At 69.7% G+C, this 19,645-nt stretch carries 14 protein-coding genes and 1 pseudogene; 8 read left to right on the top strand and 7 right to left on the bottom strand.

Features of this window, described 5'->3' with window-relative positions; translation table 11 throughout:
- Window positions 1-88 precede the first annotated feature (88 nt).
- The 5 genes from ACTJLF_RS21305 (at window position 89) to ACTJLF_RS21285 (ending at window position 6,782) form a co-directional block, all read left to right on the top strand.
- Window positions 89-1,162, top strand: coding sequence for an ABC transporter ATP-binding protein (locus ACTJLF_RS21305; RefSeq protein WP_126182613.1), 1,074 nt, complete (start codon window positions 89-91; stop codon window positions 1,160-1,162).
- 312 nt (window positions 1,163-1,474) lie between these two features.
- A complete protein-coding gene (locus ACTJLF_RS21300; RefSeq protein WP_132752298.1) occupies window positions 1,475-3,190 on the top strand; it encodes a putative 2-aminoethylphosphonate ABC transporter permease subunit in 1,716 nt (571 codons plus the stop codon).
- An 11-nt stretch (window positions 3,191-3,201) separates the two neighbouring features.
- On the top strand, window positions 3,202-4,332 hold the full coding sequence (locus ACTJLF_RS21295) for a TIGR03364 family FAD-dependent oxidoreductase (RefSeq protein WP_132752557.1): 1,131 nt from the start codon (window positions 3,202-3,204) through the stop codon (window positions 4,330-4,332).
- A gap of 50 nt (window positions 4,333-4,382) precedes the next feature.
- Window positions 4,383-5,216 (top strand): phosphonoacetaldehyde hydrolase, encoded by an 834-nt coding sequence (gene phnX, locus ACTJLF_RS21290; protein ID WP_132752299.1) that lies wholly within the window; start codon window positions 4,383-4,385, stop codon window positions 5,214-5,216.
- 297 nt (window positions 5,217-5,513) lie between these two features.
- Window positions 5,514-6,782, top strand: coding sequence for an MFS transporter (locus ACTJLF_RS21285; protein ID WP_019654514.1), 1,269 nt, complete (start codon window positions 5,514-5,516; stop codon window positions 6,780-6,782).
- Here ACTJLF_RS21285 and ACTJLF_RS21280 read toward each other — a convergent pair.
- Window positions 6,730-7,660 (bottom strand): annotated as a pseudogene (locus ACTJLF_RS21280) (hypothetical protein). The gene ACTJLF_RS21285 and the pseudogene ACTJLF_RS21280 sit on opposite strands and share 53 nt — an antisense overlap.
- Between ACTJLF_RS21280 and ACTJLF_RS21275 the strand changes: the two are divergent.
- From ACTJLF_RS21275 to ACTJLF_RS21265, 3 genes are read left to right on the top strand one after another with little or no spacing between them, the layout of a single operon-like run.
- The gene (locus ACTJLF_RS21275; RefSeq protein WP_418150803.1) at window positions 7,647-7,973 is read left to right on the top strand and encodes a DUF2970 domain-containing protein; all 327 of its coding nucleotides are present in this window, start codon (window positions 7,647-7,649) and stop codon (window positions 7,971-7,973) included. The pseudogene ACTJLF_RS21280 and the gene ACTJLF_RS21275 sit on opposite strands and share 14 nt — an antisense overlap.
- A complete protein-coding gene (locus tag ACTJLF_RS21270; protein ID WP_354411539.1) occupies window positions 7,970-8,689 on the top strand; it encodes a c-type cytochrome in 720 nt (239 codons plus the stop codon). The genes ACTJLF_RS21275 and ACTJLF_RS21270 overlap by 4 nt, the downstream gene beginning before the upstream one ends.
- Window positions 8,690-8,703: 14 nt before the next feature.
- The gene (locus ACTJLF_RS21265; RefSeq protein ID WP_132752301.1) at window positions 8,704-9,987 is read left to right on the top strand and encodes a cytochrome c; all 1,284 of its coding nucleotides are present in this window, start codon (window positions 8,704-8,706) and stop codon (window positions 9,985-9,987) included.
- A gap of 28 nt (window positions 9,988-10,015) precedes the next feature.
- Here ACTJLF_RS21265 and ACTJLF_RS21260 read toward each other — a convergent pair whose 3' ends face one another.
- The 6 genes from ACTJLF_RS21260 to gspD all read right to left on the bottom strand — a co-directional run bounded on the left by ACTJLF_RS21260 (window position 10,016) and on the right by gspD (window position 19,645).
- Window positions 10,016-12,025 carry a lipoxygenase family protein gene (locus ACTJLF_RS21260; RefSeq protein WP_132752302.1) on the bottom strand — a complete coding sequence of 670 codons (2,010 nt, stop codon included), beginning with the start codon at window positions 12,023-12,025 and terminating at the stop codon, window positions 10,016-10,018.
- A 171-nt stretch (window positions 12,026-12,196) separates the two neighbouring features.
- Entirely contained in the window at window positions 12,197-13,588 is a 1,392-nt protein-coding gene (locus ACTJLF_RS21255) for an 8-oxoguanine deaminase (protein ID WP_132752303.1), read from the bottom strand.
- 55 nt (window positions 13,589-13,643) lie between these two features.
- The gene (locus ACTJLF_RS21250; protein WP_132752304.1) at window positions 13,644-14,543 is read right to left on the bottom strand and encodes a 5'-nucleotidase; all 900 of its coding nucleotides are present in this window, start codon (window positions 14,541-14,543) and stop codon (window positions 13,644-13,646) included.
- A gap of 106 nt (window positions 14,544-14,649) precedes the next feature.
- A complete protein-coding gene (gspF, locus tag ACTJLF_RS21245; RefSeq protein ID WP_132752305.1) occupies window positions 14,650-15,888 on the bottom strand; it encodes a type II secretion system inner membrane protein GspF in 1,239 nt (412 codons plus the stop codon).
- 18 nt (window positions 15,889-15,906) lie between these two features.
- The gene (locus ACTJLF_RS21240) at window positions 15,907-17,304 is read right to left on the bottom strand and encodes a GspE/PulE family protein (RefSeq protein ID WP_019654506.1); all 1,398 of its coding nucleotides are present in this window, start codon (window positions 17,302-17,304) and stop codon (window positions 15,907-15,909) included.
- A 10-nt stretch (window positions 17,305-17,314) separates the two neighbouring features.
- Entirely contained in the window at window positions 17,315-19,645 is a 2,331-nt protein-coding gene (gene gspD, locus ACTJLF_RS21235; protein WP_132752306.1) for a type II secretion system secretin GspD, read from the bottom strand.

Here is a 19,645-nt window from a genome sequence, read left to right as displayed (position 1 = left end):
TGGATTTCTTTCGCGACCTTTGCGGAGTCTTCGCGCTCCTCGCGTACGGCAGTCCGGTCCCGCATCCGACCCAGCCCTGAGCCTTGAAATGACCAGCTTCCTGTCCCTGCGCGGCATCCAGAAATCCTTCGGCACCACCCGCGTGCTCGACGGCATCGACCTCGACATCGAACCCGGCGAGTTCGTGTGCCTGCTCGGCCCCTCGGGCTGCGGCAAGACGACGCTGCTGCGCATCGTCTGCGGCATCGAGCGTGCCGACAGCGGCCAGATCCTGCTCGGCGGCCAGGACATCGCGGGCCTGCCGCCCGCGGCGCGCGGCTTCGGCGTGGTGTTCCAGTCGTACGCGCTGTTTCCCAACCTCACTGCCGCGCAGAACATCGCCTACGGCCTGCACCCCACGGGCGCGCTGGCCCGCGAGATGGCCAAACGCTCGCGCGAGATGCTCGACCTCGTCGGGCTCGCCGCGCATGCCGACAAGTACCCGGTGCAGCTCTCGGGCGGCCAGCAGCAGCGCGTGGCACTGGCGCGCGCGCTTGCGCCCAACCCGCGCCTGCTGCTGCTCGACGAGCCGCTCTCCGCGCTCGACGCGCAGGTGCGCGCCAGCTTGCGCAGCGAGATCCGCGCGCTGCAGAAGCGCCTGGGCATCGTCACCATCATGGTCACGCACGACCAGGAGGAAGCCCTCTCGATGGCCGACCGCGTGGTGCTCATGCACGACGGCCGCATCGAGCAGGCCGGTACGCCCGACGAGCTGTACCGCCAGCCGCGCACCCGCTTCGTGGCCGGCTTCGTCGGCCGCATGAACATGCTGCCCGCTACCGTGCTGGCCGATGGCAAGGTGCGTGTGCGCGACAGCGAGCTGTTCTGCGCACCTGGCAACCTGAGCGTCGGCGCGCAGGCCACCGTGGGCATCCGGCCCGAGCACGTGGTGGTGAAGCGCTACGGCACCGAGCTCGGCGCCAACAGCTTCGCAGCGCGGCTGCTCGACACCGAGTTCTTCGGCAACCGCACCTCCGCCCGCCTGGCCTGCGAGCCGCTGGGCATCGAGATCGAAGCCGAGCTGCCCGCCGACGCGCGCGGCGGTGGCGACGAGCCGCTGGTGCCCAGCAGCATGGTGCATATCCAGCTGCCGTTGAATGCGCTGTCTGTGCTGGCGCGTTGAGATGAGCGCCTGTCGTTTGGACTCTTGTGTCGTGTTCGACATTCGCCGTTCAGGGCGTGCTCACGCCGACGGGGTACCTTGCTCCGCGAATGTCCCCCGGCCTTCGGCCTCCTCCTTTATTTCGCTGCGCAAGGCACTCCATCGTCGTGATCACTCAGAGCACCGGTTCATCAGCCCTCACAGGCGCTGCGTCCACGTGCACAGGGTGTCGGGTGCTCCCCGCAGCGAAACAAAGGAGGAGGGCCGCAGGCCCGGGGGACATTCGCGGAGGGGAGTACCCGGCGGCCTGTGCGCGCGCCCCGGACACCAAGCATGAGCAGTTCCCCAGACGCCATCGCCATGGTGCCTCCGATAACGACGCACAAAAGCGCGTTCGACCGCGAACGCTGGATCACCGGCGCCGCCGTCCTGCTGGTCGTGCTGCTGCTGGTCGTGATCGTCGCGCTGCCCGTAGGCGCGCTGGTCGGCCAGAGTTTCTTCGACCGCGAAGGAGCCTTCGTCGGCCTTGCCAATTTCGCGCGCTACTTCGAGAACCCGGCGCTGGTGCAGTCGGCATTCAACAGCGTGGGGCTCGCGGCGATCAGCGCGGTGATCTGCACCGCCATCGCTTATGTCTATGCCTACGGACTCACGCTGTCGTGCATGCCGGCCAAGGGCGTGCTGCGCGCGGTGGCGCTGATGCCGCTGCTCGCGCCTTCGCTGCTGCCCGCGATCAGCCTGGTCTACCTGTTCGGCAACCAGGGCCTGTTCAAGGGGCTGCTGGGCGACGTGTCGATCTACGGCCCGCTGGGGATTGTGCTCGGCTCGGTGTTCTGGACGCTGCCGCATGCGCTGCTGATCCTCACCACCGCCATGGCCACCTCCGACGGCCGGCTCTACGAGGCCGCGCAGACGCTGGGCGCCTCCCGCTGGCGCATCTTCCGCACGGTGACGGTGCCTTCGTCGCGCTACGGCCTCATCGTGGCCGCGATGGTGGTGTTCGTGCTGGTGGTCACCGACTTCGGCGTGCCGAAGGTGGTTGGCGGGCAGACCGGCGTACTCGCCACCGACATCTACAAGCAGGTGGTCGGCCAGCAGAACTTCCAGATGGGCGCGGTGGTCGGCCTGGTGCTGCTGATCCCGGCCGTGCTGTCCTTCCTCGTCGAGCGCCACGTGCGCGGCAGGCAGGCGGCGGCGCTGTCGGCGCGCGCCACGCCGTATCGGCCCGAGCCCGTGAAGTCGCGCGACCGCGCATTGCTGGCGTTCTGCGTGCTCACGGCCGGCGCCATCCTCGTGATGATCGGCATGGCGGTGTTCGCATCGCTCGCCACCTACTGGCCCTACAACCTCGTGCCGTCGTTCAGGAACTACGACTTCAGCAACATGGACGGCGGCGGCTGGGGCAGCTACTTCAACTCGCTGCGCATGGCCGTGTGCGCGGCGGTGGCGGGCGCGCTCGCCACCTTCGTCTCTGCCTACTTCGTCGAGAAGCCGCGTCACTTCGGCCTGCTGCGCGAGCTGCTCAACCTGCTGGCCAACCTGCCGCTGGCGGTGCCGGGGCTGGTGCTGGGCGTGGGCTACATCTTCTTCTTCATCTCGCCTTCGAACCCGCTGCGCGGCATCTACGGCAGCATGGCCATCCTCGTGGTCTGCACGGTGGCGCACTTCTTCTCGGTGGCACACCTCACCTCGCTCACCGCGCTGCGCCAGCTCGACCGCGAGTACGAGCTGGTGTCGGAATCGATGGGCGTGCCGTTCTGGCGCACGCTGTGGCGCGTGCACCTCCCGGTGGCGCTGCCCACCGTGATCAACGTGGGCGGCTATTTCTTCGTGAACGCGATGACCACCGTGTCGGCCGTCGTGTTCCTCTATTCGCCGCAGACCACGCTCGCGGCCATCGCCGTGCTCAACATGGACGACGCCGGCGATGTGGCGCCCGCCGCCGCCATGGCCTCGCTGATCATGCTCACCGCCGCCGTCGGCCGGGGCCTGTTCGCGCTGGCGGGGCATTGGGCACTCAAGCGCACCCAGACCTGGAGACATCGTTGACAAGCGCCCCCCTGCAAGCAAGCAATCCGAACAGTTTCGACCTGATCGTGGTCGGCGCCGGCATCGTCGGCCTGGCCCATGCCTACACCGCCGTGCAGCGCGGCCTCAAGGTCTGCGTGATCGAGCGCGATACGGCCGCCATCGGCGCGTCGATCCGCAATTTCGGCTTCATCACCATCACCGGCCAGGCGCCGGGCGACATGTGGCGTCGTGCGATGCATGCGCGCGGCGTTTGGAACGAGATCGCGCCGCAGGCCGGCATCGAGGTCGTGCACCGCAACCTCTGGCTTGCGGCCTATCGCCCCGAGGCGCACGACGTGCTCGAAGCCTTCATGCGCACGCCGATGGGCAAGGGCTGCGAGCTGCTCGACGCCGCCGACGCACAAGCCAGGGCGCCTGCGCTGAGCCTGGCCGACGCGCGGTCGGTGCTCTTCAGCCCGCACGAGCTGCGCGTCGAATCGCGCACCGCCATCGGCCTGCTCACGAAATGGCTGGCCGAGGCGCACGGCGTGAGCTTCCGCTTCGGCGAGACCGTGCACGAGGTGGAAACCCCGCGCGTGCGCACCTCGCGCGGCACGCTGCACGCCGAGCGCGTGGTGGTCTGCACCAACACCGACCTGCACGGCCTTTTTGCCGATCGCATCGCCGCGCACGAGCTCACGCTGTGCCGCCTGCAGATGCTGCGCGTGAAGCCCGAGGCGGGCTTCCGCCTGCCGGGCTCGGTGATGATGGACCTGAGCCTCGTGCGCTACGAGGGCTACAGCACGCTGCCCGAAGCCGCTGCGCTGCGCGCACGCCTGCAGCAGGAAGAGGCCGCCTCGCTCGCACACGGCATTCACCTGATCGTGGTGCAGAGCGCCGACGGCTCGCTGGTCGTGGGCGATTCGCACCACTACGCCGACGCGCCCGAACCCTTCGCGATGGAGGAGGTCGACCAGCTCATCCTGCGCCACCTGCGCAGCACGCTGAACCTCGAATCCGCGCAGATCGCCGAGCGCTGGACCGGCGTGTACCCTTCGTCGAAGACAACGCCCTGCGTGATCGACACGCCCGACGACGCCACGCGGCTGGTGCTGGTAACCAGCGGCAGCGGCGCGAGCACCGGTTTCGGCATCGCGCACGACGTCTTCAACGCATGGTGACCTCCAGGCCGCCGCAACCTTTTCAGCCCGTCACTCACACCTCCGCCGCCATGAACGCCCACAACCATTCGCAACTCAAGGCCGTCGTCTTCGACTGGGCCGGCACCATCCTCGACTTCGGCTCCTGCGCACCCATGGGCGCCTTTGTGAAGCTGTTCGAGCAGTTCGGCATCGACATCACCATCGCCGAGGCGCGCGGTCCGATGGGCATGGCCAAGTGGGACCACATCAAGGCGCTGGGCACGCTGCCGCGCATCGCCGCGCAGTGGGAAGAGAAGCACGGCCACGCATTCAGCGACGCCGATGTCGACCGGCTCTACGAGGTGTTCACGCCGATGAACGCGGCCAGCGTGCGCGACCATGCCGACTTCATTCCCGGTGCGCTCGAAGCGGTGAAGGCGGCGCGCGAGCGGGGCCTGAAGATCGGCTCCACCACAGGCTACAACCGGCCGATCATGGAAGTGGTCGTGCCCATCGCTGCGGCCGGCGGCTATTCGCCCGACAACCTCGTGTGCGCCGGCGACCTCGCCGAAGGCCGTCCGTCGCCGCTCATGATGTACCGCTGCTTCTCCGATCTCGGCGTGTGGCCGCCGCACACCGTGGTGAAGGTCGACGACACGGGCGTCGGCCTGCAGGAAGGCCTCAACGCCGGCACCTGGGCCGTGGGCCTCGCGGTCAGCGGCAATGCCAACGGCCTCACGCTGGCCGAGTGGCAGGCGCTCGACGAGGCGCAGCAGCAGGAGCGCCGCGCACGCGCCACCGTCGAGCTCGAGGCCGCAGGCGCGCACTACGTGATCGACAGCGTGGCCGACCTGCCGCGGGTGCTGGAAGACATCGAGCGCCGCCTGCAGGCCGGCGAACGGCCCGCTCCCACAGCCGCCTGAGTCGCAAGGAAAGCGGCAGCGTCCGACTTGACGCACCGCCGCGCAGGCCTAGCATGGCCTGCATGCGAAGCACAGCCTTTGTCCTTCTCTTCTGCCTCGGCCTGCTGACGGCCGCGTGCGACGACAAGCCGACGAAGCCGGGCATGCCGGTGCCCAAGGCTTCGGCGAATCTGGTCGCACCAGTGTCGTCCTCGCACTGAGCCGACGCGCTGCTGGAGGTGGCCGGCAGGGCCGCCGGGTTCTCCACGTGCCTCGCGTTCTTGCACCCCGGGGTATCCTCGCCGCGGAGATAAAAAAATGAAAACGAGCGAGACAACCATCCACCAGCCCGACTCACGCTATGCCATGGTCCGCCTGGGCCTCACGCTGCTGATCATGACGGTGGGCAGCAGCGGCATGTACGTGGTGTCGGTGATGCTGCCGGCAGTGGAAACCGAGTTCGGCATCGCGCGCGCCGACGCATCGCTGCCCTACACGCTGCTGATGCTGGGCTTCGGCTTCGGCGGCGTGCTGATGGGCAAGCTGGCCGACCGCATCGGCGTGATGAAGCCGCTGCTGATGGGTGCGGTCTTCCTGGGTGCGGGCTACATCGCCACGGGCTTGTCGGGCGGCATCGTCGGCTTCACCGTCGCGCAGGCGCTGCTGGTCGGACTGCTCGGAAGCTCGGTGGCCTTCGCGCCGCTGGTGGCCGACACCTCGCTGTGGTTCGTCAAGCGGCGCGGCATCGCGGTGGCGGTGTGCGCCAGCGGCAACTACCTGGCGGGCGCGGTGTGGCCGCCGATCGCGCAGCACTTCGTGGAGACCGTCGGCTGGCGCCAGACCTACATCGGCATGGGCATCTTCTGTGGCGTGACGATGGCACTGCTGGCGATGTTCTTCCGCGCACGGCCGCCGGCACTGGCCGTTGCGCCGCCGGCCGGCACGGCAGCGGGTGCGGCGGCGGCGCGCGACATGACACGCCCCTTCGGCCTGAGCATCGGCACCGCGCAGGGCCTGCTGTGCGTGGCCGGCGTCGCCTGCTGCGTGGCCATGGCGATGCCGCAGGTGCACATCGTGGCCTACTGCGGCGACCTGGGATACGGCCCGGCGCAGGGCGCGATCATGCTGTCGCTGATGCTGGGCTTCGGCATCGTGAGCCGGCTGGTGTCGGGCGCCATCTGCGACCGCATCGGCGGGCTGCGCACGCTGCTGCTGGGCGGCGTGCTGCAGTGCGTGGCGCTGCTCCTGTTCCTGCCCTTCGACGGGCTGGTGCCGCTCTACGTGATCTCGGCGCTCTTCGGCCTCTTCCAAGGCGGCATCGTGCCTTCCTACGCGATCATTGTGCGCGAGCACTTTCCGCCGAAGGAGGCGGGCGCCCGCGTGGGAACAGTGCTGATGTTCACGCTCTTCGGCATGGCGCTGGGCGGATGGATGTCGGGCAAGGTGTTCGACCTCACGGGCAGCTACCACGCGGCCTTCATCAACGGCATCGCCTGGAACCTGCTGAACGTGAGCATCGCAAGCTTCCTGCTGTTCAGGACGCTTCGGCGATCAGGCGGCCGAGTGTTCGCATTGCCTGCTCGCTGACCTCGTTCCACGGATGGCCGTAGTTGAGCAGCAGGCAGTTGCCGAAGGCGCGCGTGGCCGAGAAGATCGGGCCCGGCGCGACGCTGATGCCGAGTTCCAGGGCCTTGCGGTGGATCTCCAGCGCGTTCGCACCCGCCGGTAATTCGACCCAGAGGAAGTAGCCGCCCAGCGGCCGCGTCGCGCGCGTGCCCTGCGGAAAGTAGTGCCTCACGGCCTGCGCGAAGGTGGCCTGCTGCATCGCCAGTGTCTGCCGCAGCTTGCGCAGGTGCCTGTCGAGCCCGCCTTTCTCCGGGTAGCCCGCGAGCGACTGTTGCGCAGGCGCCGATGTGCTCAGCGTGCTCGACAGCTTCTGCCGCGCGACCTTTCGTGCGAAGCCGCCGGCCGAGGTCCAGCCGTCTCGTCGGCCGGCACCTGCATGCCGTCGGCCAGGTGGCGCAACGCGATCTGCCGCCGGAGCGCCGCGCTGCCGGGCGTGAGGTCGTCCACCGTGCTCCACGGGTCGAGCGACCTGGCGCTGGCGGCCATGAACTGTCCCAGCCGCGCCAGCGGAAACAGCAGCGGGCTCGGAAAGGCCGAGCCGAAGGGCACCACCCTGCGCGACATGCTGGCTTCGAGGATGTCGAACACCTGGTCGCTCACGTCGAGCGACCTGGGCCGCCCGCGGGACGCGAGGTGAGGGTGGATTCGGGCGGCGCGTCTCGCAGGCCGCCGCCGGTCACGTAGTAGCCCGATCGGTCGCGCGCCCGCACCAGGCCGCGCGCCTCGAACACGGTCGATGCGCTGACGCCGCGGCTCTGGCCGGTGTGGCGCACCGAGGGCAGGCGGTCGCCGGTCTTCAGGGTGTCGTTGCGGATCGAGGCCTCGATGTCGGCGGCCAGGGCTTCGCACCTTTTCCATCAGCTTCTTTGCTGGATTCGTTCTTCGGGGCACTTCATCTGCACCGGTCAATTGGAGCGGATCTGCATCTGTTTTTTCTGGCCGGACTGGGCCACACTCGGCCTCATGTCGAATCTCTTGCGCGCGCTGCGCGCCGTTCTCTGGAGTTTCATCGGGCTGGGCGGCCGCCGCGCCGACGCCGAAAGGCGCACCTCGCAAGTCGGCATCCTGCCGCTCGTCGGCGTGGCGCTGGTCATGGTGCTGCTGCTGATCGCAGGCCTCGTCACGCTGGCGCATCTCGCCGCCGGCACATGAGGCACGCGCTCAGGCTCATCGCGCTCGGGCTGCTGCTCGTCTTGCAGGGCATGGCTGGCGCCGCCACGCCCGCCCCTCCAGCGACAGTGCCCGACACCATCGAGCAGCGCGTGGCTGCATGCATCGCCTGCCACGGCCGCGAGGGCGCGACCACCAACGCCGGCTACTTTCCGCGCCTGGCGGGCAAGCCGGCCGGCTACCTGTTCAACCAGCTCGTGAGCTTCCGCGACGGCCGGCGCTTCAACACCGACATGGCCTACATGGTGCAGCACCTGTCGGATGCCTACCTGCGCGAGATGGCCGAATACTTCGCCGGACTGCAGCTGCCTTATCCGCCCGTTTCTCCGGTCAGCGATGCGACGCCCGAGCAGCTGCAGCGCGGCAGCCAGCTCGTGCGCGAAGGAGATGCGGCGCGCGGCATTCCGGCCTGCGTGCAATGCCACGGGGTGGCGCTCACGGGCGTGCAGCCCGCCATCCCCGGGCTGCTGGGGCTGCCGCGGCTCTACGTGTCGTCGCAACTCGGCGCGTGGCTCACCAACGAGCGCCATGCGATGGCGCCCGACTGCATGGCCGACATCGGCCGGCGCATGAGCACTGCCGACATCAACGCCGTCGCGAGCTGGCTCGCCGTGCAGCCGATGCCCGCCGACACCAGGCCCGCAGCCGCGCTGCCCGCTCCGCTGCCGGTGAAATGCGGCGGCATGCCCGCGAAATGAGGGGAGCAGAGCCCATGAAACTGCGACACCTCGGCTGGCTGCTGCTTGCGCTCATCGTGCTCTGCGCCGCGGCCGCCGGCGCCATCGTGGCGATGAACCTGCGCGGCGAAGACCCGCTGCCCGCGCGGGCGGAAGCCTTCCAGTCCACGCCGCAGCTCGTCGAGCGCGGGCGCTACCTCGCGCTGGCCGGCAACTGCGCGGGCTGCCACACTACGCGCGGCGGCGAGCCCTATGCGGGCGGGATGCCGATCGAGACACCCTTCGGCACCGTCTATTCGAGCAACCTCACGCCCGACGACAAGGCAGGCATCGGCAGCTGGGGCAGCGCGCACTTCTGGCGCGCGATGCACAACGGCCGCAGCAAGGACGGCCGCCTGCTGTACCCCGCATTCCCGTACCCCAGCTTCACGCAGGTGACGCGCGAGGACTCGGACGCCATCTACGCCTACCTGCGCAGCGTGCCGCCCTCGGCGGTGCCCAACCGCGAGCACCGGCTGCGCTTTCCCTACGACACGCAGGCCGCGCTGGCCGTGTGGCGAGCGCTCTCGTTCAAGCCTGAACCCTTCGTGGCCGATGCGGGCAAGCCTGCCGAATGGAACCGCGGCGCCTACCTCGTCAACGGGCTGGGCCATTGCATCGCCTGCCACGGCAGCCGCAATTCGCTCGGCGCGACCGAGGCGAAGCTGGGGCTCTCGGGCGGCCTGATCGCCGTCGAGAACTGGTATGCGCCCTCGCTCACCGATCCGCACGAAGCGGGCGTTGCCGACTGGCCCGCGGCCGAGGTGGTGTCGCTGCTGAAGAACGGCGTGGCGCCGCGGGGCTCGGTGATGGGGCCGATGGCCGACGTGGTGTTCCGCAGCACGCAGTACCTGAGCGACGCCGACCTCACGGCGATGGCCAGCTATCTCAAGGACCTGCCCGACGCGCCCAAGGCCGAAGCTCCGGCCGCGGCAAAGGCCCCGATCCGCCGCGACGCCGGCACCATGGCGCGCGGCGCGAAGATCTACGACCAGCGCTGCGCCTACTGCCACGGCGACCAGGGCCAGGGCGCGGCGGGCGCATACCCGCCGCTGGCGGGCAACCGCGCGGTGAACATGGCGCGGCCCACCAACCTGATCCAGGTGATCGCGCACGGGGGCTTCCTGCCGTCGACCTCGGGCAACCCGCGCCCCTACGGCATGCCGCCGTTCGGCCAGACGCTGGACGCGGCCGAGGTCGCGGCCGTGCTCACCTACGTGCGCGGCTCCTGGGGCAACGACAGCCCGCCGGTCACCCAGCTCGACACGATGCGCCGCTGAGCGATCGAAAGAACGAGCGAACGTTCGCTCAGATGTTCGTGCTGGACGGAATGCGGCTCGGCAGCAGGTATTCGTAGGGCCGCGCGCGCGTGGCGTTGCGCTGGCGGATGGTCGCCTCGATGCCTGCGAGCGCACTGCGGAAGCGCTCCAGCGGCCCGCCCTGGCCCGCGATGGCCGGGTCCAGCAGCACAGGCAGGTGCGGGAACACGTTGTCCCTGTACTCGCCCAGCGGCCGGTAGTACACGCCGCCGAGGATGTGGAACAGCAGGATCTGCTCCTGCGCCGCAAGCCGCGAAGGCAGCATCTGCGACCAGCTCGCCTCGCTCTGGCCAGCGCTGCCCGCCGGCGCCGGCATGCCTTCGGCGCCTGCGCTGAAAGGCGCATAGGTCATCACCGCGTACTGCGGGAAGTTCACTGCCGCATGCTGCGCGCTGGCGTTGAAGATGATGGCGGTGAGCACGTCGACGAGCTGCGCGCGCGTGGTGATGGCCCGGAAGCCGTGCACCTTGCCGCTGGTGGCCAGCTCGGCGGCCCAGGCCTTGAGCTCGTAGTCGCCGGTCACGTCGGCATCGCTCAGGTAGTAGGTGGCCACGTAGTCGCCCACCCATTGCGTGATCGCGTTCCACACCAGCAGGGCGTCGTCGCGGTAGGCGTAGTCGGGCAGCGCCGCTGTGTCGTCCACGCCGCGCGTGCGCAGGTCGTTGGGCAGCATCATGCGGTCGTAGAAGTCGTAGGCCAGCCGATCGCGTCCGCACTGCTGCTGCAGCGTCTCGATGGGCGCGGCGAGGATCACGTCGCCGGTGGTCAGCGGCGCCATGATGATCAGCGTGGCTGCCTCGTTGATGAACATCGCGCCTTCGAGATGAGGCGACAGCAGCCGGCTCAGCGGATGCGCGGTCGCCAACTGGCGCTGCGTGGCCATCGCGAAGGCTTCCGACATCAGGTGCGTGCGGCCCAGGTGCACGAACATCTCGTGGTAGTTGAAGTCGGCCACCTGCACCGCGGTCTTGGCCGACTGCCAGGCCCAGTAGGCCTCGGCGTTGGCCGTGTCGTCCACGCGCAGGAAGATCGGGTTCGCGGCCGGGTCCTGACCGCACTGGATGGCGACCGGCACCAGCGAGCGGCCGGCCTTCGGCCGCGCGAACAGCGCGATGGGCGCCTGGATGTAGCCCGTGCCCGTGAGCGGCTTGACCTGCGCCCCGGCCGGTGCCATGTCGCCCAGGCCTTCGTAGTCGAGGATGTAGAGCCGTCCCGACGAGGCCGCGTCGGCGAGGCTGTCGCCCGAGCCCATCACCTGCCGGTACTGCGCGTCGCCCAGTGGGAACTTGGCCGGCAGGGTGGTCGCGCGCTGGATCAGCATCGGGTTGGGCCCGGCCACGCGCATCGCGGCGAACAGGTCGTTGTCGTGCAGCAACTGCGCGATGGCCGGCTTCTCGATGGTGACGAAGAGCGCGTCGTACTGCGCCACCGTCTTCGGTCCGTTCAACGCGCCCAGCGGGCCCTGCGAGAGCAGGTCGTGGTGGATCTGCTTGAGCTGCGTGGCGATGTCGCCCGCCGCGCCCGTGAGCGTTTCGAGCGTGCTCAAGACTGCGGCGGGCAGTGTCGCCAGTCCGCCGTTGGCGGCCAGCAGCTGGTCGAAGCTGGCCTGCAGGCTGGCGAGCCGCGTGCGCAGGTTGTCGAGCGACTGCAGGCTGCTGGACGCCAGCGCGCTGGTCGCGAACGAAGCCGCGAAGTTGGTGACGGCCTCCAGTGCCTTCGCGGTGGTCTTCAGCTGGTGCTCCAGCGCCGGCAGTTCCGTGGCGGGCACCACCGCGCCCATCGGCACGCCGGCCAGGTTGATGTGCGATTCGGTCCAGACATAGGTCGCCTGCCGCCCGACCAGTTCGAGCCGCCGCAGCGTGGCGCTGATCGGGTCGATCTTCTGCGGCAGCGTGGGCCTGGGCACCGGCAGTGCGGCCGAGGCGGTGGAAGCCTTGCCCGCCAGCAGGCCCAGGCCGCCCGCCGAGGCGGACCATTTGAGGATGTCTCTGCGCTTCATCGGGAGTTCCCTGTTGTTGTGTATCTCGGGAAGGCCGACGGAAGGCTCGGCCACCGAATCGAACGGTCGTTCGATTCGGTGGGCGGATTCTGCGGAGGGGCCCGGGCGTTGGCAATCAGGGTTGCTGCCTACTTCGAGGCGCGTCCCCTGCAACGCCTGGTCAGCGCGTCGTCAGGCGGTATGCGGGTGGCGTGCGGCGTCGTACAGCGTGCGCGCCAGTTCGCGATGCCTCGCGAGCAGCGGTGCCAGTTCGAGCCCGGTGAATGCGCCGCCGCGGATGCGCACCACGCCGCCGATCACGCTCAGCGACACCGAGGCAGGCGTGCAGAACACGAGCGCCGCCACCGGGTCGTGCCACGCGCCCGCGTGCGCGACGCCGCGCATGTCGAAGGCAACGATGTCGGCCGACATGCCGGGCGCGATCGCACCGATGTCGTCGCGGCCCAGCACCTGCGCGCCGCCGAGCGTGGCGATCTCGAGCGCCTCGCGCGCCGTCATCGCCGCCGGGCCGTAGCCCACGCGCTGCAGCAGCATCGCCTGGCGCGCCTCGCCCAGCATGTGCGCGCCGTCGTTCGACGCGCTGCCGTCCACCCCCAGCCCCACCGGCACGCCTGCGCGGCGCATCGCACCGATGGGCGCGATGCCCGAGGCCAGCCGCATGTTGGAGCACGGGCAGTGCGCCACGCCCGTGCCGGTGCGGCCGAAGAGCGCGATGCCGGCCTCGTCGAGCTTCACGCAGTGCGCATGCCACACGTCGCGGCCGACCCAGCCCAGGTCTTCGGCGTACTCGGCCGGCGTCATGCCGAACTTCTCGCGCGAGTAGGCGACGTCGTTGTCGTTCTCGGCCAGGTGCGTGTGCAGCGAGACACCGCGCTCGCGCGCCAGTTCGGCCGACAGACGCATCAGGTCGCGCGACACCGAGAAAGGCGAGCAGGGCGCGAGCACGATGCGGTGCATCGAATGGCGCGAGGCGTCGTGCCAGCGGTCGATGAGCCGCTCGCTGTCGCGCAGGATCGCTTCCTCGGTCTCGACCACTTCGTCGGGCGGCAGGCCGCCGGCGCTGCGGCCCACGCTCATGCTGCCGCGCGCCGCGTGGAAGCGCATGCCCATCGCGTCGGCCGCCTCGATCGAATCGTCGAGCCGCGAGCCGTTGGGAAACAGGTAGAGATGGTCGCTGGTGGTGGTGCAGCCCGAGAGCATCAGCTCGGCCATCGCGGTCTGCGTCGACACGCGGATCATCTCGGGCGTGAGGCGCGCCCACAGCAGGTACAGGTTGGTCAGCCAGCCGAAGAGCTCGGCGTCCTGCGCCTCGGGCACCGCGCGCGTGAGGCTCTGGTACATGTGGTGGTGCGTGTTGACCAGGCCGGGCATCACCACGTGGCCGCGCATGTCGATGGCCTCGGCGCGGCCGTCGCGCAGGGCTTCGAGGCATGCGATCGGCAACTCGGCCGTGGGGCCGGCCCAGGCGATCGCGGGGCCGTCGCACACCACGGCGCCATCGGCGATCTCGCGCCGGGTGGCGTCCATGGTGACGAGGATGTCGGCGTGTCGGAGGATCAGCATGGCGGCATTCTTGCCGCGGCCCGGGTCGCGGGCAAGCGCAAGGCGATGCCGCCGTTCAGGACTCGTTGCTGATCCCGCTGCTCACATGCCCCGCCGGCACGTGCCGCGAGGCCGCATCCACGTGCCCCGTCTGGTCGTCGAAGAAGAAGTCGGGCTCGAACTCGCGCAGGAACTCGCCCTTGGGCAGGCCGCCGAGGAACATGGCCTCGTCGACGCGGATGTTCCACTTCATCAGCGTGCGGATCGCGCGCTCGTGCGCCGGGGCGCTGCGCGCGGTGACCAGCGCGGTGCGGATGCGCATCTGCGCGTTGCCGGCCATCTGCAGGCGGTGCAGGGCGGCCAGCAGCGGCTTGAACGGGCCTTCGGGCAGGGGGAGGTCGGCCTTGCTGAGTTCGTGGGCCTGGAAGGCGTCGAGGCCCTGGGCCTGGAACACGCGCTCGGCCTCGTCGGAGAACAGCACGGCGTCGCCGTCGAAGGCGATGCGCACTTCGTTCGGCCATGCGTCGCTGGCCTTCACCGATTCGACCAGCACGCGCGCCGCCGGAAAGCCGGCGTTGAGCGCCTCGCGCACGTCCTGCGCGTTGACCGAGAGGAACAGGTGTGCGCGCAGCGGGCGCAGGTAGCCGAAGGGCGGTCGGCCCTGGGTGAACACGCCGCGCTGCAGCTTGATGTCGGCCGCGGCGCTCGACCTGAAGATGCGCATGCCCGAGACCGGGTCGTTGCGCGAGAGGATCACCACCTCCACGCGCTGCACGCCGTCGTCGTTGAAGCGCAGCAGCTTGCGGATCAGCGAGTAGGCGATGCCGGGCGCGGCCGGCACGTCGATGCGGTCGAGCTGCAGCTTCATGTAGCCCTCGTCGTCGCCCGCCTCGAAGACCTTGTTCTCTTCCTCGAGGTTGAACAGGGCGCGCGAGGAGATCGCGACCACGAGCTTGTCTTCCAGCGTTACCGGCATGGCGCTTCCTTGCGGCTGTGTCTTCTTCGAGCAGTTGCGCCGCGCGCGGCAGCCCTCTGCAAGCGGGTTGGAGGCCGCACGAAGTGGGCAAGCCTGGGGGTCTGCCTCATTTCACGAACTGGTTGAGCTGGATGATGGGCAGCATCACCGCGAGCACGATCAGCATCACCACGCCGCCCATCGCCACGATCAGCAGCGGCTCCAGGATGGTGGCCAGGTGCATCGCGCGGCGCTGCACTTCGGCGCCGAGCTGGTTGGCGGCGCGCTGCAGCATCAGCGGCAGGGTGCCGGTCTGCTCGCCGAGGCGGGCGAACATCGACACCAGGCCCGGAAAGCGCTTCTTCTGCGCCAGCGCCGATGCCAGCGGCGCGCCTTCGCGCACCAGCACCAGCGCGTCGAGCGCATCGGCGCGCATCGCACGGTTGCCCAGCGTTTCAGAGGCGGCCTGCAGCGCGCGCAGGATCGGCACGCCGGCGGTGGCCAGCATGGCGAGCGTGCTCGCGAAGCGCGCCGCGTTGTAGCCGCGCGAGAGCTTGCCCACCAGCGGCAGCCTGAGCCAGGCCGCATCGAACTTCAGGCGCAGCGCCTCCTGCGCCAGCGCGAGCCGTGCGCCGATGGCCACGAGCACCACGCCGGCCAGCATCCACCAGCCGTAGTTGCGAACGCCGGCGCTCAGCGACAGCATCACCGTGGTGAGAAAAGGCAGCGAGCGCTTCGTGCCCGCGAACACCTGCGCCACCTGCGGCACCACGTAGCTCACGAGGAAGATCACGATCACGATCGCCACCAGCGTGACGATGGCCGGGTACAGCGCCGCACCGATCAGCTTCTGCTGCAGCGCCTGGCGCTCTTCGAGGTCGTCGGCGAGGCGGTCGAGCACGAGGCCCAGGTTGCCGCTCTGCTCGCCGGCGCCGATCACGGCCGTGTAGATGGGCGAGAACTCGCGCGGATGCGCCGACAGCGCACGGGCGAAGGGGGAGCCTGCATTGACCTCGGCGCGCAGCGAGGCGACGAGGTTGCGCTGCTGGTCCGATTCGGCTTCATCGGTCAGCGCAGTGAGCGCGCGTTCCAGCGGCAGGCCCGAGGAGACGAGGCCCGCGAGCTGCCGCGTCCACACCGCGAGCCCGGTCGAATTGAACACGCGCTTGCCGCCGCCGAGCCAGCGGCCGAGACCGCTGCGCTGGCTGGAACCACCGGCATGCTCGCTGCCCACCGGCTTGACCGACAGCGGTATGAGCGACTGCGCGCGCAGCAGGCTGCGCGCGCTGCGGGCGGTGTCGGCCTCCAGCACGCCTTCGCGCGACTGGCCGCTGGCGTCGATGGCTTCGAATGCGTAGGCGGGCATCTCTTCTCTTCTTGCTCGCTACTCGCGCGTGACGCGCAGCAGCTCGGCGCGCGACGTGATGCCGGCCTGCACCAGCCGTTCGCCGTCCTCGCGCATCGAGCGCAGGCCGCCGCGCTGGCCGGCCTCGAACAGCTGGCTCTCGGCGGCCTTGCCGTGGATGAGCGCCTGCACCTTGTCGTCGGCCACCAGCAGCTCGAAGATGCCGGTGCGGCCCTGGTAGCCGGTCTGCCCGCAGGCTTCGCAGCCCGCGCCGGCGCAGACCGTGCAGACCTTGCGCACGAGCCGCTGCGCGAGCACGCCCAGAAGGGACGAACTCAGCAGGAAGGGCTCCACGCCCATGTCGGTGAGACGCGTGACTGCGCTGACGGAATCGTTGGTGTGCAGCGTGGCCAGCACCAGGTGACCGGTCAGCGAGGCCTGGATGGCGATCTGCGCGGTCTCGAAGTCGCGGATCTCGCCGATCATGATCACGTCCGGGTCCTGCCGCAGGATGGCGCGCAGGGCCTTGGCGAAGGTGAGTTCGATCTTGGCGTTGATCTGTGTCTGGCCCACGCCCGGCAGCTCGTACTCGATGGGGTCTTCCACCGTCATGATGTTGCTGCGGGTGGCGTCGAGCCGGGCCAGCGCGGCGTACAGCGTGGTGGTCTTGCCCGAGCCCGTGGGCCCGGTCACGAGGATGATGCCGTGCGGCTGCGCGATCAGCTTCTCGAAGCGCTCGAGCGTGTCGCCCTGCATGCCCACCGATTCGAGCGTGAGCTTCGATTCGCTCTTGTCCAGCAGGCGAAGCACCGCGCGTTCGCCGTGCGCGCTCGGCAGCGTCGACACCCGCACGTCGACCGCGCGCGTGCCGATGCGCAGCGAGATGCGCCCGTCCTGCGGCAGCCGCTTCTCGGAGATGTCGAGGTCGGCCATGATCTTCAGGCGCGAGATCAGCGCCGCGTGCAGTGCCCGGTTGGGCTGCACCACTTCGCGCAGCGTGCCGTCGATGCGGAAGCGCACGGACGAGGTGCGCTCGTAGGGTTCGATGTGGATGTCGCTCGCGCCGTCGCGCGCGGCCTGCGTGAGCAGCGCGTTCAGCATGCGGATGATGGGCGCGTCGCCCGCGCTCTCCAGCAGGTCTTCGACCGCCGGCAGCTCCTGCATCATGCGGGAGAGGTCGGCGTCGCTCTGTACCTCGCTCACCACCGCCGCGGCGCTCGACTCGCCCTGCGCGTAGGCCGCGCTGATGCGCTGCGCCAGCGGGCCGTCGGCGAGCACCTCGAAGGCCTGAACGCCGTACTTGCGCGACACCTCGCCGACTGCGCTGCGCGCCGGATGGCTCGACATCCAGAGGGTGTACCGGCCGTCGTCGGTCTCCTCCAGCAGCAATTGCTGGCTGCGTGCGAAGGCGTAGGGCAGGGGGTAGCGGTTGGACATCGGGGCGGTATCAGGGCAGTTCGCGCGAGCTCACCGGGTCGGCGGTGGGGGGCAGGGCGCCGCGCAGGGGGCTGGGCGCCAGCCTGCGGCTGTCCGCGGCGGGCTGCGGCGGCGGGATCAGCTGGGTGCCTTCGAAGCTCGTGCCGCTGCGCGCGGTGCTCGGTGCGGAAGGGGCCGCAGAGATGGGCGCCGCAGGGCGCGACGGCGGCACCAGCTCGGGCAGGACGTTCGAGCCGCTCACGCCGCGCAGCATCACATTGGAGGTGTCGGGTTGCGTGCGAATCTGCAGGCCGCGGATCTCGTCGTAGCGGTCGTACGCGAAGGCCTCCGTGGCATTGGCGTCGCGCATCACCGCCGGACGCAGGAACATCATGAGGTTGACCTTGTCGCGCGTGCGGGCCTGGCTCTTGAACAGGTTTCCGAGCACGGGGATGTCACCCGCCAGCGGCACCTTCTCGACCGTGTTGTTGTAGGAGTCGGACAGCAGGCCGCCGAGCATCACGAGCCCGCCGTCTTCCACCAGCACGCTCGATTCGATCGAGCGCTTGCTCGTGGTCGGGCCGTTCTGGTTGTTGACCGTGTTCTGGTCGACCGTGGAGGTCTCCTGGAAGATCGTCAGCTTCACCGTGCCGTTCTCGTTGATGGTCGGGCGCACGCGCAGCGTGAGGCCGACGTCCTTGCGCTCGACGGTCGTGAACGGATTGACGCCGACCGAGCCCGAGGTGCTGGCGTACTGGCCCGTCACGAAGGGCACGTTCTGGCCGATGACGATCTTGGCTTCCTCGTTGTCCAGCGTCAGCAGGTTCGGCTTGGACAGCACGTTGGCGTCCTTGTCGCTGTCGAAGAAGCTGGCGATCGCGCCCAGGATGTACTGGCCGCCGATCTTCCCGGCGATGCCGAGGTTCGCCCCCGGCGTGATCGCCCCCGCCACGCCGGCGGCATTGCGCGTGGCCAGCGCCTGGGTCAGCGTCAGCAGGTTGGCGCCGGCCACCGAGGAGTTGGTGCCGAGCACCGCGTTGCTGCCCAGCGCGCTTTGCCACTGCACGCCGAACTTCGCGGCCGCGGTGTCGTTCACCTCGACGATCAGCGCCTCGATCATGACCTGCGCGCGCCGGCCGTCGAGCCTGTCGATGACCGCCCGGATCTGCCGGTACTGCGGCTCGGGCGCCGTGATGATCAGCGAGTTGGTCGACGGGTCGGCCTGGATCTGGCCGCCGGTGGAAGGCTGGTTGGCGTTGTTCAGCGGCGCGGTGGCGGCCGCCGAAACGCCCGACTGGCCGCTGTTGTTCAGGTTCACCTGCATCGCCTGCGGCGCGCTCTGCTGCGGCACGGACCCGGCCGCGGCGCCTGGCGTGCCCGGCGCCGTGTTCAGCTGGTTGGCGGCCATGGCGGCGCGCAGCGTGGCCGCGAGGCGCACCGCGTCGGCGTTCTTCAGGTAGACCACGTAGATGTTGCCGGCCGCGCCGTTGCTGCTCTCGGCGGCAGGGCGGTCGAGCTTGTCGACCAGGGTGCGGATCAGCGCCACGCGCGCGGGGTTGGCCGCGCGGATGATCAGCGAGTTGCTGCGCGGATCGGCCAGGAGCGTGGTCCGGAACGACGCATCGGCAGCGCCCGGGGCAGCCGCCGCACCCGGAGCGCCCGAGCCGCCGCCGTCCACCAGCCGCTGCACCAGCGGCACCATGTCGGTCGCCACCGAGTGCCTGAGCTGGATGATCTCGATGTCCGAGGCGTTCGGCACGTCGAGCGACGCGATGATGCGCGCGAGCCGTCGCATGTTGTCCGCGTAGTCGGTGATCACGAGCGAGTTGTTGCCCGGGTTCACGTTGATGGTGTTGTTCGGCGGGATCAGCGGGCGCAGCACCGGCAGCAGGTTGTTCGGCGACTCGTAGTTGAGGCGGAAGATCTGCGTGACGATCTGGTTGCTGCCGCTGGAAGCCGTGGCGCTGATGGAGGTGTTGACGGTGCTGCTCTGCAGCTTGGCGTCGGCCTCGGGCACCACCTTGTAGAGGCCGTCGGCCTCCACCACCGCGAAGCCCTGCAGGCGCAGCGCCGAGGCGAACTGGTTGAACGCGGCCGACGGCTGGATCGCGCGGTCGGTGACGAGATTCATCGTGCCCTTCACGCGCGGGTCGACCACCACGTCGCGGCCGGTGACCACCGCCATGGTGCGGGCCACCGCCTCGATGTCGGCATTGGAGAAGTTCAGCGTGATCGGCTCGCCGCGGCGCGGCGCGTCGCCGGTCTGCGCGAACGCGGCGGGCGCGCCCTGCAGGAACGTGGCGGCGATCAGCACGCGCACGGCGAGCGCGACGGTGCCGGTCGAAAACAGTGGCTTCATCAT

The sequence above is a fragment of the Variovorax sp. 22077 genome, from assembly GCF_052044195.1.
In the GTDB taxonomy this organism is placed as follows: Bacteria; Pseudomonadota; Gammaproteobacteria; order Burkholderiales; family Burkholderiaceae_C; genus Variovorax; species Variovorax atrisoli.
Note: the sequence above shows the minus strand (reverse complement) of the source record. Positions and strands in the feature narration are given on the sequence as shown.